This is a genomic window from Hymenobacter aquaticus (assembly GCF_004765605.1).
Taxonomy (GTDB): Bacteria; Bacteroidota; Bacteroidia; order Cytophagales; family Hymenobacteraceae; genus Hymenobacter; species Hymenobacter aquaticus.
This window is the reverse complement of record NZ_SRLC01000003.1, coordinates 348065-362526: the sequence shown is the minus strand read 5'-3', so window position 1 is coordinate 362526 and position 14462 is coordinate 348065. Positions and strand designations below refer to the sequence as shown.

Below are 14462 nucleotides of genomic sequence, written 5' to 3'. Positions count from 1 at the left end.
GGTCCGGCCGGGGCGGGTAGAGGAGTGGCAGCTTCCGGGAAGAAAGCCGGGCCGGAGCCACCGAACTAAAGCGGGGTAGTGGGGTGTTGCGCCGACAAAGCCAGGGTTTCTGGCGCGGGGTCGGCTAGTGGTAGCGGCTTCCCGTAAAAACTATATATTTTTCAGGCTGTTAAGCTTTCCTTTCCCGGCTCTTTTTTCGCGCTTATGTCCCGCACCCGTACGCTTCTGGCTGGCTTCAGCTTTTTTCTGACCCCTGGCTTCGTGCTGGCCCAGCAGGCCGCCGCTGCCCCCGACCAGCCCCTGGAGTGCCCCACGGTCAGCGGCCTGGTGACGGACGAAAACCAACAGCCCCTGACCGGGGCCACGGTGGTGGTGCTGGGCATTCAGGACGCGTTCAGCACCAATTCGGAGGGCCGGTACATCGTCAGCAGCCGCAAGCCTATTTCCCAGACGGCCCAGCTGCAAATCAGCGCGGCCGGCTACGAAACCCAGAAGCTGGTGCTCAGCGGCTGCCAGCCCCCGACGGTCGCCCTGAAGCTACTGCCCGGCACCCGCTTCAAGCGCGACGGCCGCATCAAGAAAACCACCTCGACGGGCAAGATTAAGTATTAGCCGCCCGCCAGGGCGGCGGCGCGGGTGTACGCCGCCCGCTACCAGAACGTCATGTCGAGCCTTAGCGAGACATCTCGCGTGCAGTAGTAATCAAATTACCATTGCACGCGAGATGTCTCGCTAAGGCTCGACATGACGTTCTGTTTTATATAGCTCTGGCCCCAACAACGTCAGCACGCGAGATGTCTCGCTGTGCTCGACATGACGTTCAGCGGGCTAGGTGGTTTTTCCGGCCTTTCCGCGCTAGCTCAACACCCATCCTTCGCGCACGGCTTGCACGGCCAGGCCCAGCAGGGTGCGGGCGCCGGCCTTCTGGAGCAGGGCGCGACGGTGGCTTTCCACGGTGCGCACGCTCAGGCAGAGCTGGTCGGCGATTTCCTGGTTGCAGTGGTCGGCCACCACCAGGCGCAGTACTTCCAGCTCCCGCCGGCTGAAGGGCGTGGCCGGGCCGGGTCGGCGGCGGGCCACCAGTCGCCCACTGCCCGGCCCCGGACTGGTGAGCAGGCGCAGGGTACGGCCCACTTCGGCCGGCGACGCGTAGCGGGCCAGCAGGGCCCGCGGGGCCGTGGGCGTGAGGACCGGCACGTCGACGGGGGTGGCGGCATCCGTGAAGCACAACACGGGCTGCCGCCACCGGGTAAGGTACAGCTGCTCCAGCAGATACCAGACGGGCCCGGGCGTGAGGGCCGCGTCCAGAATCAGCAGGGCGTAGGCGTGCCGCCGGAGCAGCGCCAGGAGCAGGGCCGCATCCGGCACCAGGCAGATGCTCAGGTCCGGGCAGGCCTCGCGCACGGTAGCCAGCAGCCCTTGCCGGTGCAACGTGGCCGGCGCCGCAATAAGGATGGTCCCGCAGGTCGATGACATAGGAGAAGAATGCTGCTAATCACGTAACGGAGAAATAATCGGTGAGGCAATAGGTAGAGCAGCGGTACTCGGCGGGCAGAACGGCGGGCGCCGGCCGCAACGCGCCCGACCCCGCTAAAGTCAGCAGGATATCCGGCCCGGGCAATACCTACTTCTTAGTATAAATGGAACCGATACGCTCCGGCTGCGCCCCTACAGGGGGCTTCTTCCAACGGGGCGGATTTACACGCTAGGCTTATAAATGGCCATGGTTGAAAGTTTGGTCCGGAAGTCGCATTTGGATTTGGCACGACAGTTCCTCTGCTTTTGAGAGGTCCTGGGAATAGTTTACCCGGGTAAGCGGGGCAAATTTTCTACTAGCTCTCTTGTGGTGGCGGGTTGTCATTATGTCGGCACGGCAGGCGTTCAGTTGGGCTGTTTGACTAAGTAAATAGCCCTTCCAAACGACCTTTTCCGGCGGCCAGCACCATTTTGTTGGCCGGGTAGCCACGGACTCGCATCTTTGTCGCTGCCTATTACTCTTGCCGCCGGGCGCTGTCGATGAGAAAGCTCTTATCTCGTGTTGCTGATTCGCCCCTGCGCTTTTACTTATGGCCGCATACCCGGCTGGCGCTTGGCGTGCTGCTGATTTACTGGCCCATCCGGCTCTACCAGAACGTACCCGTGTGGAGCGGCGCGGTGCTGCTGCGCAAGCTGCCTTTTTTCCTGGTGGAGGGGCTGCTCATCTTTGGTCTGCTGCTGGGCTGGGTACTATTGATGGACGGGCTGCAGGACCGGCTGGGGGGGACGGCGGCTAGCCTGCGGCGGCGGCTGCCCCCGCTGGTGCTGACCCTGCTGTTGGCGGTGGGCCTAGCCATACCGGTCAACGAGTTGTTCGGGCGCATCCACGCCCGGATGCAGCAAGGGCTCGAACACGAGCTGCCCACCCGCGGGCCCGCTCCCGATGAGCCGGCCGACGACAACCGCCAGCGGCGGCGCATGAACAACGGCCTGACCGTGCTGGCCCTGCTCGCGGCCTTCTACCTGACAGCCAACCGGCGCTCGGCCCGGCTCATTCAGCAGCTGGGCCGGCATGCTGAACGCCTGGAGCTGGCCACCGTGCAGGCCCAGCTTGAGGCCCTGCGCAACCAGGTGAACCCGCATTTTCTGTTCAACAGCCTCAGCATTCTGGCCGCTCTGGTGGACACCGACGCCCGGCTGGCGGGGCAGTTCGTCGCCCGGCTGGCCACCACCTACCGCTACCTGCTGGAGCAGCACGACCAGGCGCGGGTGCTCCTGCGCACGGAGCTCGACTTTCTGGCGGCCTACACGTTTCTGCTCACCTTGCGCTTTGAGGGCAAGCTGTTCGTGGACCTTGATGTGCCCGAGGCCGCCCGCAACGGCTACGCCATTGCCCCGCTCACGCTCCAGCTGCTGCTCGAAAACGCAGTCAAGCACAACCGCCTCTCCGCCGCTGAGCCCCTGCGCGTGACCATCGCGCTGGCCGGCGACTGCCTGCGGGTGGCCAACCCCGTGCAACGGCGGCTGGTGCCGGAAGCCTCCACGGGCGTGGGGCTGCAAAACATTATGGGCCGCTACCGGCTGCTCACCGACCAGTCCGTGCGGGTGACGGAAACGGACGGTTATTTTATCGTTGACTTACCCTTGCTGCCGCTGCCATGAACGTGCTCATCCTCGAAGACGAACCGCGCAGCGCCGAGCGGCTGGCCGGCCTGCTCCGGCAGTGCGACCCCGCCATCCGGGTGCTGGCTCAGCTGCCCTCGGTGGCGGAGGGCCTGGCCTGGTTTGCCGCACCCGGGCAGGGCCCCGGCCAGTCCGGTCACCCCGACTTACTGCTGCTCGATATTCATCTGGAAGACGGCACCGGATTTCAACTCATCGAGCGGGCGCGGCTCACGCTGCCCATCATCTTCACCACGGCCTACGACGCCTACGCTCTGCAAGCCTTCAAAACCAACAGCGTCGACTACCTACTCAAGCCCGTGGACCCCGACGAGCTGGCCGCGGCTCTGGCCAAGTTCCGGGCGCGGCACGCCGCGCTGGCCCCCGACCTGACGGCCCTGCTGCGGCGGCTGGGGCAACTGCCGGCAGCGCCCCCCCCGGCCCCCGCCTACAAGCCGCGCTTTATGGTAAGCAGCGGCACGAAGCTGCGCAGCATCGAAACCGCCGACGTGGCGTACTTTTTCTTCGCCGACAAAGCCACCTGGCTTATGCCCCGCCAGGGCCCTCGCGTGGACGTGGAGTACAGCCTCGACAAGCTGACCGAACTGCTCGACCCGGACCGGTTTTTTCGGGTCAGCCGGAGTTTCCTCGTGGCGCGGGAGGCCATCGGTACCATTCACGCTTTTCCGGGGGGCAAGCTCCAGCTCGAGCTGCTGCCGCCACCCCGCCAGGAGGTGTTCGTGAGCGGCGACCGGGTGACGCCCTTCAAGGAATGGCTGGGCAAATGAGCCCCGCGGGGTGGGCGCTCAACCGCGCAAACGCCCGCCCCAACCCGGCTTTTCCGGCACTCACCTCCTTTTATCATTAGGGGCGGCAGCGGCCCGGCAACTTTGTGTGATTCGCTCACCTACACTCCCGTTGCCATGAAAATCCGCTGCTTTTCCTGCCTCTTTTATGTCTTGTCCTGAAATAGGTTGACCATCCTTCTCCGTCAGATGGAACACGTATTTCTGTTTGGTAAGCAGGCCCGCGAGCTGGAAATGCGCCAGGTGGTGGGGGAAACTTACCTGCGGCCGGCCTACGATTAACGGACTTGCGGGAGTAAGGCATCAAGCTGGGACGGGATGCCCGGTTTTCGCTGTCGGCAGCCGATAGCCTGCTGATCGGAAAGCGCCGTCAAAAGGCCCTGACGATCTTCCCGGCTTTGCCGTCGCCGACACCCTGGCCACGGTGCACGCGCGCCGTGCGTTGGAAATGGCCCTGCGGCAGATCAGTAAACGGGCGGGGAGCCGGTTGATTCACCACAGTAACCGGGGCAATCAGTACTGCCGCCAGGGATACCTGAACACGCTGGCTGCCTTTCAGATCCGGATCATCAGGACGGAGAACTCCGATCCGCTGGAAAACGCTATTGCCGAGCGTGTAAGCGGCATTCTCAGGCAGGAGTGTCTGAGCCCGCAACCGGTCTGCCCGGGGTGGGAGGCGGAGCAGCACCTGCAACAAGCCCACGCCAGTTGGGGGCCGCTGGAGAGAAGATGCAAAAACTACTACACGCCCTGCGCTTAGGTGAGCTTCGAATGAGCTGACTTTAGAACTACCGCCAAAGTGGTCAAGCCAGCGGCAGACTACCGCCAAACGGTCAACTTTTTTCAGGACGAGGCAGCCTGCCCACCACTGCTGGCCTTTTCTATTCCAGGTACTATGACTGCACATTTACGACTGTTTCTCGTGGCCGGACTGCTGGCCGCGCCTGCCTTGTGTAGGGCTCAATCCATTAGCGGCACCCTGTTTGAGGACCTCAACTACGGCGGGGGAGCCGGCCGCAGCCTGACTGCGGCCAATGCCGCCCTGGCGGGTTCGGCTGTGCCGTTGGCTACGGCCGCCACGGTGGAACTTTATGATGCGTCTGGCAACTTCATGGCCGCTACCACCACCAGCACGGCCGCCGGCAGCCTGGGGCAATACTCCTTTACCGGTCTGGCCGCCGGCACGTATCAGGTACGGGTGGTCAGCAGCACGGTGCGCTCCACGCGTACAGGGAGCGTGGCAGGGCTGGTGCCGGTGCAGACGTTCGTGGTGCGGAACGGCGCGGCGGACGTTAACCGCGTGGGAGGTGAAAATCCGGCCCAGGCCGACGGACCGGCCAATGCAGCCAGCGGCGGCGTGACGCTACGGTTTCAGGGCCTGAGCAGCAGCGGCGACAATACGGCCTTCATCGACCAGGTGGAAGTGCTCAATAGCGGCGGAGCGGTGGTAAACGGGGCGGTGCTCAACAACAGTTTTGAAACCCCCGATCTGGGCAATGCCAGCGGTTCCCTGGCTTATAATGCTACCGGTGCCCAATGGGAGTTCACCGGAGCTTCGGGTATTGCCGCCAATGGCAGCGCCTTCAACTCCACGGCTCCGGCCGGAGGCGGCGACCAGGTCGCCTTCATGCAGAATCAAGGGGCTCCGCAACAGACCCTGACGCTGGCTCCGGGTACGTATACCATTCGGTTTCAAGCAATCCAGCGCACCACCAACAACCAGTCGGTACAGGTGCTGGTGAACGGGACGCAGGTGGCCAGCGTAACGCCGCCCCAGGGCTCCTACATCACCTACACGACGGCCTCGTTTACCGTGGGGGCTAATCTAGCGGCCCTGACGCCGCACAGCTTGGCGCCGGTAACGGTGACGGGCACTACCCCCGTGACGGGAGTGGATTTCGGTTTCAACTTCGACGTCATCACCAACGTCAACGATGCGGGCCAGGGCTCCTTGCGGCAGTTTATCCTGAACGCCAACGCCCTGGATAACACTACCCTCCGGCAGCAGGGCCGTGCCCGCCGCCGCGAAACCTCTCTGTTCATGATTCCCGACGGCCAGGCGCACCCCGGTCTGCGGGCTAGCCTTACCGATCAGCTCACGGGCTCTGCCGGCCAGCGCGTAGCACAGTACTCACCGGCCTCGGTGCTGCCTACCATCACGGGAGCCGGCACCGTGCTCGACGGCACCACGCAAACCTCGCTGGTGGGCAACACCAACACCGTACTACTCGGCACGGGCGGCACCGTGGGCACTGATGACCTGCCCCTGAGCCAGGTAAGCGGCCCCGAGGTGGAACTGGCCGTGACCCTGACGGCGGGGTCCGCCTTAACCATTGCCGCCGACTCCAGCACCCTGCGCGGCCTGTCGGTGCACGGGGCTGCCACGGGCGTGCAGGCAAGCGGCAACGGCCTTCTGCTGGAAGGCAACGCGCTGGGTATCACACCTACGGCCGTGGCACTGCCCGCCACGGCCCGCACCTCGGGCATGGGGCTGACCTTGAACGCGCCTACGGCCACCGTGCAGAACAACCTGATTGGCTACGCCGGCATTTCAGGCCTGAGGTATCTGGGCGCGCGCACTACCACTGCTACCATTATCCGCAACAACGAGTTTGTGCAGAACGGGCAGGTATCGGCCGGGGGGGACGCCATTTCCATTGGCGACAACGGCTCCGCCGTGGGGCCGCTCCTCATTGAGGGCAACCTGATCAGCCTCAGCAACAGCAGCGGTATTCAGCTGGAAATCGGCCGGCTCAGCAACAACATCATCCGCAACAACACCATCAGCGGCAACGGCACGGGCGGCACCAGCACGCGCCTGGAGGGCTCGGGCATTCACTACCTGGCCCGCAACGGTACCGTCAACAGCACCAACACCGACCTGATTACCCGCAACCTGATTACCCGCAATCAGTCGTCGGGCATTGTGCTCAACTACGGGCAGCGCAACGTGCAGATCAGCCAGAATTCCATCTTCCTGAACGGGGACGGCACCATTGCCGGGGCGGCCGGCCTGCTGTCCATTGATTTCACCGGCCCCAACGGCCGCGTGGGAGGCGACGTCAACTACGGCCAGGGCGATGGGGTAACGGGCAACGACGGGCTGCTGGACGTGGCCGGCACCCCCACCTCCCAAATTCCGCCCTACCGCCAGGCCAACGGCGGCATTGATTACCCGGTGATTACCAACATTTCCAAGGACAGCAACAACCGCCTGCGGGTGCAGGGCTACGTGGGCTCGGCCGCCGGCCAGACGCAGTTTGGCGGGGCCACCGTGGAAATCTACAGTGCCAACAACACCGATACCAACCAGAACGGCCCCGTAGTAGCCGGCGACGGCCAGTCGGTGGCCCACGGGGAGGCCCAGTACTACGTGGGCACCATCACGGCCGCAGCCGATGGCACTTTTGATGCTACCTTGGCCACGGTGGCCCGCAACATCCAGCCCGGCGAAGTGATTACCGCCACCGCGTACCTGGCTGGCTACGGCACCTCGGAGTGCGGCGTAAACCAGATCAGCAGCTTCCGGGTATTGCCCGTGCAGCTGACGCAGTTTACGGCCACGGCCCAGGGGCAACAGGTGCAGCTGCGCTGGGCCACCGCCTCCGAGCTGCGCAACGACCGGTTTGAGCTGGAGCGTGCCACCGACGGCCGCAACTTCCGGCAGATTGGCCAGGTGGCCGGGCATGGCACCACCAGCCAGGGCTACACCTACCGCTTCCTCGATACGCCGCCTGCCGCACCTTTGCTGTATTATCGCCTGCGGCAGGTTGATGTGGACGGCACTGCCACGTACTCGGCCGTGCAGACGGTGCGCCTCAACGCACCGGCCGCCAAGGTGCTGCTCAGCCCCAACCCGGCCACCTCGGCCGTCACGGTGAACCTGATGACGCTGCCAGCCGGTCTGTACGAACTGACGCTGCGCGACGTGCAGGGCCGCACCGTGCTTCGCCGCACGGCCAACACCGACGCCCCCCTGACGCTACCCCTGCAGACCCTGCCCGGCGTGTATTACCTCACGGTGCAGGGCCAACAGCAGCTCCTGACGCTTCGCCTGCTGAAGCAATAATTGTCTGAGGTGGTCCAGCTGTGCCGGACACTTTTCGGACGTGGATGGCAGATGGGTTTAGGAGTGGTTGGGTGAGCGGTACACGAGTGCGGAATGTCGGCGCTCCTTGTTGTTGTAGGCAATGCAATGGCTCCGATCGAGGCGCGCCTCTTCCAAGCCGGGAAAGCGGCCGCCGTCGAGCAACTCGGTCTTGAGCCGGCTCCAGAAGGACTCGGCCTGCGCGTTGTCGTAGCAGTTGCCGCGTCGGCTCATGCGCTGCGTCGAGCCGTGGTCGGCCAGCAGGTCCCGGAAACGCGTGGCCGTGTACTGGCTGCCTTGGTCGGAGTGCCCGATCGGGCCCGGCGGCGGCTGGCGCGCCACCAGGGCCCGGCGCAGGGCTTCACTGACCAGGTCTTCCGGCATGGTTTCGCGTACGTCCCACCCCACGACCTTGCGGGAGCAGGCGGCGCGGACCGGCCGTATCCAGACCTCAAGTTTACCGGCATCCTCAACCCAGACTATATGCGCCGGGACCGGGACGAGCTGCGGCGGCGCATTCATGCCCAACTCAATAAAGGCCAGGAATTGCACGCCCTGCGGGCCCGGCTCTGGTTTGGCAGCGAGGGCGTCATCTGGCGCAAACAGCAGGAAGAGCAGTCCGAGGCCGCCCGCTGCCTGACGCTACTCACCAACTGCGTGCTGCTCTGGAATACGGTCTATATGCAGGAGGCCGTGTGGCCGCTGCAAGCGCAGGGGTATCCGGTGGACGAAACCCATTTTGAGTACCTCTTGCCCAGCCGCTACGAGCACATCAACCGGCTAGGCAAGTATTCCTTCGCGAATCCGGCGCAGGTGGACCCGCAGCACCGCCGCTCTTTACGCCAGCCGTAGGACCCCTTCTGGGCCGGTAAAACTCCTTAGAGCGTGTAAATCCGTCCGTTGGAAAAAGAACTCCCTATAGCAGCAAGCCCCGGCCACTACCGCGGCCGGGGCTTGTTCAGGCTGGCAGGCTGTAGCCGCCGTATTTACTGCACGCCGGCTACCTGCATCGGTAGCGTGTACACGGCTTCCGAAGCGGTGATAAACAGCGTTTTGCGGTCTTTGCCGCCAAAGCAGACGTTGCCGGTCCAGTCCTGCGGAATGGCAATGTGCTCCAGCTGCTTGCCGGCCGGGGAGTAGATGGTAACGCCCTTGCCGGTGAGGTACACGTTGCCCTGGCTGTCGATGGTCATGCCGTCGGAGCCCTGCTCCACGAACAGCTGGCGGTTGGTGAGCGTGCCGTCGGCGGCAATCTGGTAGCGGTAGGTTTTGTTGGCCTTGATGTCGGCCACGTACAGCTGGCGGCCGTCGGGAGTGCCGATGATGCCGTTGGGCTGCTCCAGCTGGGCATCGACTACCACCGGCTCTTTGCTGCCCCGGGCCAGGAAATACACTTTCTGGCCGCCCAGGGCCGGGTCCGGGGCCTGGCGCGTCCAGTAGGGGCGCTGGTAGTAGGGGTCGGTGAAGTAGATGCCCTGGGTCGAGGGGCTGATCCACAGGTCGTTGGGGCCGTTGAGGCGGTGGCCCTGCGCGTTGTCGAGCACCACGGTGTGCTTGCCGTCGGGCCCGATGGCCCAGAGCTGGTTGTTTTCGTCGGCGCAGGCCAGCAGGCGGCCCATCTTATCGAAGTACAGCCCATTGGCCCGGCCGGCCTTGTCCAGAAATACCGTGAGCTTGCCGTCGGTGGCGTACTTCCAGATTTTGTTGTTGGGCTGGTCGGTGAAGAACACGTTGCCGGCCTTGTCCACGGCCGGGCCTTCGGTGAAGGTAAACTGCTTGGCGACCAGCCGGGGCTGGGCCTGTTTGGCAATCAGGGAAGGGGCCTGCTGGGCCGCGGCCGGCAGCGGCCGGGTAGCAACCAGCCCAGCGAACAGGCTCAGGCCGAAAAGCAAAGGGTTTTTCATGAAAGGAATAAGTGGCAACGACCAGATGATACAGATACGGCCGCTGGCTGGCGGCCACTGCAATAGTACTAGGCGAGACGCACAAGTCGCCCGCCCCAGCCGGAAAAGTGGGGTGCCGGCCGGGGTGTGCCACATGGGACAGCCCGAATTAGGCGGCTATCCAGCCTTCGCGCACGGCCTGCACGGCCAGGCCCAGCAGGGTGCGGGCGCCGGCTTTCTGGAGCAGGGCGCGACGGTGGCTTTCCACGGTGCGCACGCTCAGGCAGAGCTGGTCGGCAATTTCCTGGTTGCAGTGGTCGGCCACCACCAGGCGCAGCACTTCCAGCTCCCGCCGGCTAAAGGGCGTGGCCGGGCCGCTGTGGGGCAGGCGGCGGGTGGCTAAGCAGGCCTCGTCGAGGCGGGCCAGGGCCGGCGTGGTGTCCAGCAACTGGGCGGTGGCCAGCAGAATAGCCTCCGGGGCCGCGTGGCGCGGCACCAGCGCCACGGCGGGCAGCTGGGTACTCAGCAGGTGGCGCAGCGCCGCCGGCTGCCGCTGCCCGGCCAGCAGCAGCACGGGCTGCGCGGGGCGGGCCAGGCGCAGCAGCTCCAGCAGCTGGGGTAGGGGCGGGTCGGGCAGCAGACCATCCACCACCACCAGCCGGTAGGCGTGGCGGCGCAGCAAGGCCGGGGCCTGGCAGGCGTCGGCGGTGAGCATCAGGTCGAGGGCCGGCCACGCCTGCTGGAGCGTGAGCTCCAGCCCGTACCGGTACAGGGTGGATGGAGCAATAATCAGAACGGCTCCCGGGGGCGAGTACATAGTTGCAATAGGGTTAGATCATAGGGACGAGCATTACGGGTTGACAATAGGTGACGTAGTAGATAAGCGCGGCAGTAGGCCAATACAGTGGCTTCCAGACAAGTAAGATGCCTAAATAAGCTCAGATAACCAATGTTTTTAATTGATATATTTATACAATAAATTCAAATAGTAATATAGTTTACACTCCTTGTTGCCCAGCGACTTCCGCGCGAGACCAGGGTGCTGACGCATCAAAAAGCCCGACTCCCGGCGTGCAGCAGGAAGTCGGGCAACAGGCCGGGGGCCGGTTCAGCGGAAGCTACTTCTTCATGGAAATCGTCACCACCTTGCTGACGCCGTTGACCAGGAACTTACACTCGTCGAATGCCGGGGGCGCCAGTTTGGGGCGCACGTTGTTGGAAAACGCGTAGGGCTCGGTCGGGATGCCCATGAAATTCTTGTCGACCAGGTCGTTGTTGTTCAGGTCCTGGGTGAGGGCCACGGCCCACTCGCCGTGGGGCAGATCCACGGGCAGGGTGATCTGCCGGCTGCCGGCGGGCTTCACGTACTTGAGCAGCGTGTAGCTGCCCCGCTTCAGAAAATTGTCCTTCACGTTGTAGAAGTACAGCTTCACCGTGGCCTTGGTGGAAGGCAGATCCGTGACGACCACGCTGACCAGAGAAGTGGCCGCGGGGGCCGTACCGGGCAGGGCAGGAGTCCAGGCGCCCAGCAGGGTGCTCCCGGTGCTCAGCAGAGCTATGCGAAGAAGATTCATCGGTGCAGGCAGGTAAAGGAGACAAAAGAGCGAAGCCGGAGCCCGGCAGGCCGTGGCCCAATCTACAAGATCGGCAAAGGCTGGCAATTCGCCAACCGCCGCCGCGCCCCCGGGTGCCTGCCTAGACACGGCCGCGCGCCAATAAGTTTCGTGTCCGGCTATAAGCCGACCCGCTGATTGTCAGGTGATTTGCGGCTAGGCTGGCTGGCCGCACCCGTTGCGGGCCGCGGGCCCCGGCTCTTTTGCGCTAGCCGCCGCCGCAGTATATTTGGTTTTGGGCCGGACAACGTTGCGCCGGTTCGCCCCTTTGCCTGGAACTATGCAGCTGCTTGCCCTGGTCGACGACCCCGGAATTTATATTGGCTACGATGCTGTTAATCAGTGGCTGTACGTGGATTGGAAAGGCGAGCATACCCAGGATTCGTCGCAGGCCGCCTGCCTGCTTATGCTGGAGAATCTGCGCCAGTATCCCTGCCACAAGATTCTGAACGATAATTCCAGCATCACCCGCACCACCGTGCAACTCACCGAGTGGGGGGCGTGGTGGCTGAGCGAAATGCTGCGGGCCGGCCTGCGGTACATTGCCTGGGTGTTCCCCCGCGACTTTGCCGCCCGCCAGGCCAGTGAGCAGGTGCTGGCTCTTATCCAGAAGCCCGTTGTCGGCACCTTCGACGACGTGGCCTCGGCCTACGTGTGGCTCCAGCGGCAGTACGTGCCGGTTGGGGCTAAGAGTCCGGAGGAGCGGCGGGAAGCCTTTTGAGCCGGGCTGCGTATGCGTTAACTCAACGCGTATGCCCATGTCTGCCGCCGCCACTTACCAGAACCCCATCCTCGACCAGGACTTTCCCGACCCCACCATTATTCGGGCGGCCGATGGCTGGTACTACGCCTACGGTACCCAAACCAGGTATCAGGGCCGGATTGTCAACCTGCAAGTAGCCCGCTCCGCCGACCTGGTGCACTGGGAGCCGCTGCCCGACGCGCTGCCCCACAAGCCCCGCTGGGCCCAACGCACCCAGAAGCTGTGGGCCCCGCACGTGAGTGAGCACGCGGGCCGCTACTACCTGTACTACTCGGCCCTGCCCGACGACTCTGCCGGCTACTGCCTGGCCGTGGCCACGGCCGACGCGCCCGCCGGCCCCTTCACCGACGTCGGCGAGCCGCTGCTCTGCGGGCCGGGCTTCCTGAACATTGACCCCATGGCGTTCGACGACCCCGCTACCGGCCGCCGTCTGTTGTACTGGGGCTCGGGCTTTGGGCCGTTGCTGGTGCGCGAGCTGGCCCCCGACCGGCTTTCCTTCGCCCCGGGCAGCGCGGCCATCGAGCTGGTGCAGCCCGTGCCCGACGAAGACCCGGATAACTACCAGCGCCTGCTGGAGGGCAGCTGGGTGGTGCTGCGCGACGGGTGGTACTACCTGTTTTATTCCGGCAACAACTGCTGCGGCGACGATGCCCACTATGGCGTGATGGTGGCCCGGGCGCGGCAGGCTACGGGCCCCTTCGAAACCCTGGCCCAGGCCACGGGCAACGGCTCCGGCATTATCCTGGAAACCAACCGCTACTGGCGCGCCCCCGGCCACAACTGCGTCGTCACCGACGCGGCCGGGCACGACTGGCTGGCCTACCACGCCATCGACCCGCAGCAACCCACCTTCGACGCCATCGACGACGCGCAGGGCTACTCGCGGCGCGTGCTGCTGCTCGACCGGCTGGAGTACCACGACGGCTGGCCCCGGCTGGCGACGGATGCACCGTCGCGCACGCCGCAGCCCGCCCCGGTGGCAGCGGCGCAGTAGGGCCAAAGTGGCCGAGCCTGACCTAAATGGAGCGGTTGGATGGATAATAGATAAAAGCTAATATTATTGATCGGCAAGCAACTCGTGCCCCGGCCGCGCGACTTTGACACGGACCGGGCTTCGGGCCGGGCGCCGTGCTTTTTCCTCACTTTCTCCCTTCCTTTCCCATGAAAACTTCCCGCGCACTCCTCTCCCTGACCCTGCTGCTGGCCGGCGTGCTGGCTGCTTCCCCCAGCTGGGCCCAGACGGGCACCGCCACCACTACGCCCGCCGCGGCCAAGCCCGCGCCGGCCAGCCCGGCCGCCACGGCCACCGGTAAAATTGGGGCCGCCAGCGTGACCATCAAGTACAGCAGCCCCAGCGTGAAAGGCCGCCCGATTTACGGCAGCCTGGTGCCCTACGGCCAGGTATGGCGGGCCGGGGCCAATGAGGCTACCACCGTGGAGTTCAGCAAAGACGTGATGGTGCAGGGTAAAAAGCTGCCCGCCGGCACCTACGCCCTCTTCACCATCCCCACCGAGAAAGACTGGACGGTTATCTTCAACAAAACCGCCAAGCAGTGGGGCGCCTTCAAGTACGACGAAAAGCAGGATGCCCTGCGCGTCACGGCCACCCCGCGCAAGGCCCCGACGATGGCGGAAAGCCTGGTCTACGACGTGAACAAAGACGGTATCGTGCTGCGCTGGGAAAACCTGGAGGTGCCCATTGCCATTAAGTAAGCCGGAACTACTCGCACCAAAAAGCCTCGCCCAGACAACTGGACGAGGCTTTTTTTTACAGGAAAAACAAATCGTCCAGAGGCTGCTCGGTGAGCCATATTTCGGTGCCGGCCGGTAGTTCCGCGGGCTCGGGCAGCTGTAGCAGCAGGGCGGGTGCGGTGAGGGTGAGGCTGGGGTCGGTGGGGGAGGGCTGCGTTATTTCCTCCACGGTGGCTACGGCCGTCAGCTCGCGGCCACCGGCCCAGACCAGGGCCACGGCCAGTGCCGTGTGCCGGGCGTAGGGCGCCAGCGCCGGAGCCGGGCCCCGCGCCAGCACGCCCAGCCCGGTTAGGACAAAGCTGGATTCGACGGTCAGGAGCAGGGTGGGTTGCATACGGGGCGGATGGTGGCAAAACGATACGCTGCTTACCCTTCGGCGGGCCAAAAGGATACGCAACGGCCCGACTCGCGGAAGCAAAT

General features: G+C 64.6%; 14 protein-coding genes. 8 read left to right on the top strand and 6 right to left on the bottom strand.

The window, feature by feature from the left end; translation table 11 throughout:
• The first annotated feature begins 204 nt into the window (after positions 1-204).
• Positions 205-612, top strand: coding sequence for a carboxypeptidase regulatory-like domain-containing protein (locus tag E5K00_RS21365; RefSeq protein WP_135465345.1), 408 nt, complete (start codon positions 205-207; stop codon positions 610-612).
• A gap of 243 nt (positions 613-855) precedes the next feature.
• Here E5K00_RS21365 and E5K00_RS21360 read toward each other — a convergent pair whose 3' ends face one another.
• Positions 856-1476 carry a helix-turn-helix transcriptional regulator gene (locus E5K00_RS21360; RefSeq protein WP_135465344.1) on the bottom strand — a complete coding sequence of 207 codons (621 nt, stop codon included), beginning with the start codon at positions 1474-1476 and terminating at the stop codon, positions 856-858.
• A gap of 618 nt (positions 1477-2094) precedes the next feature.
• On the opposite strand from E5K00_RS21360, the gene E5K00_RS21355 reads away from it, so the two are divergent.
• The 3 genes from E5K00_RS21355 to E5K00_RS21340 all read left to right on the top strand — a co-directional run bounded on the left by E5K00_RS21355 (position 2095) and on the right by E5K00_RS21340 (position 8013).
• On the top strand, positions 2095-3138 hold the full coding sequence (locus tag E5K00_RS21355; protein ID WP_245328387.1) for a sensor histidine kinase: 1044 nt from the start codon (positions 2095-2097) through the stop codon (positions 3136-3138).
• Entirely contained in the window at positions 3135-3926 is a 792-nt protein-coding gene (locus E5K00_RS21350) for a LytR/AlgR family response regulator transcription factor (protein ID WP_135465342.1), read from the top strand. Before E5K00_RS21355 ends, E5K00_RS21350 begins: the two co-directional genes overlap by 4 nt.
• Before the next feature lie 913 nt (positions 3927-4839).
• Entirely contained in the window at positions 4840-8013 is a 3174-nt protein-coding gene (locus tag E5K00_RS21340; RefSeq protein ID WP_135465340.1) for a T9SS type A sorting domain-containing protein, read from the top strand.
• Positions 8014-8070: 57 nt separating this feature from the next.
• Here the strand turns inward: E5K00_RS21340 and E5K00_RS21335 are convergent, their stop codons facing one another.
• Positions 8071-8553, bottom strand: coding sequence for a DDE-type integrase/transposase/recombinase (locus tag E5K00_RS21335; protein WP_135465339.1), 483 nt, complete (start codon positions 8551-8553; stop codon positions 8071-8073).
• Here E5K00_RS21335 and E5K00_RS21330 point away from each other — a divergent pair.
• Positions 8515-8883, top strand: coding sequence for a Tn3 family transposase (locus E5K00_RS21330; protein ID WP_135465338.1), 369 nt, complete (start codon positions 8515-8517; stop codon positions 8881-8883). The two genes, E5K00_RS21335 and E5K00_RS21330, sit on opposite strands and share 39 nt — an antisense overlap.
• Positions 8884-9017: 134 nt before the next feature.
• Here E5K00_RS21330 and E5K00_RS21325 read toward each other — a convergent pair whose 3' ends face one another.
• The 3 genes from E5K00_RS21325 to E5K00_RS21315 form a co-directional block, all read right to left on the bottom strand.
• On the bottom strand, positions 9018-9935 hold the full coding sequence (locus E5K00_RS21325) for an SMP-30/gluconolactonase/LRE family protein (RefSeq protein WP_135465337.1): 918 nt from the start codon (positions 9933-9935) through the stop codon (positions 9018-9020).
• A gap of 148 nt (positions 9936-10083) precedes the next feature.
• The gene (locus E5K00_RS21320) at positions 10084-10731 is read right to left on the bottom strand and encodes a response regulator transcription factor (protein WP_135465336.1); all 648 of its coding nucleotides are present in this window, start codon (positions 10729-10731) and stop codon (positions 10084-10086) included.
• Positions 10732-11032: 301 nt separating this feature from the next.
• Positions 11033-11488, bottom strand: coding sequence for a DUF2141 domain-containing protein (locus E5K00_RS21315; protein ID WP_135465335.1), 456 nt, complete (start codon positions 11486-11488; stop codon positions 11033-11035).
• A 319-nt stretch (positions 11489-11807) separates the two neighbouring features.
• On the opposite strand from E5K00_RS21315, the gene E5K00_RS21310 reads away from it, so the two are divergent.
• The 3 genes from E5K00_RS21310 (at position 11808) to E5K00_RS21300 (ending at position 14003) form a co-directional block, all read left to right on the top strand.
• Complete coding sequence (locus tag E5K00_RS21310; RefSeq protein WP_135465334.1) at positions 11808-12248, top strand: hypothetical protein; 441 nt, start codon at positions 11808-11810, stop codon at positions 12246-12248.
• A gap of 31 nt (positions 12249-12279) precedes the next feature.
• Positions 12280-13284, top strand: coding sequence for a glycoside hydrolase family 43 protein (locus E5K00_RS21305; protein ID WP_135465333.1), 1005 nt, complete (start codon positions 12280-12282; stop codon positions 13282-13284).
• Between the two features lie 167 nt (positions 13285-13451).
• A complete protein-coding gene (locus tag E5K00_RS21300; protein ID WP_135465332.1) occupies positions 13452-14003 on the top strand; it encodes a DUF2911 domain-containing protein in 552 nt (183 codons plus the stop codon).
• A 55-nt stretch (positions 14004-14058) separates the two neighbouring features.
• Here E5K00_RS21300 and E5K00_RS21295 read toward each other — a convergent pair whose 3' ends face one another.
• On the bottom strand, positions 14059-14376 hold the full coding sequence (locus E5K00_RS21295; RefSeq protein WP_135465331.1) for a hypothetical protein: 318 nt from the start codon (positions 14374-14376) through the stop codon (positions 14059-14061).
• Positions 14377-14462 lie beyond the last annotated feature (86 nt).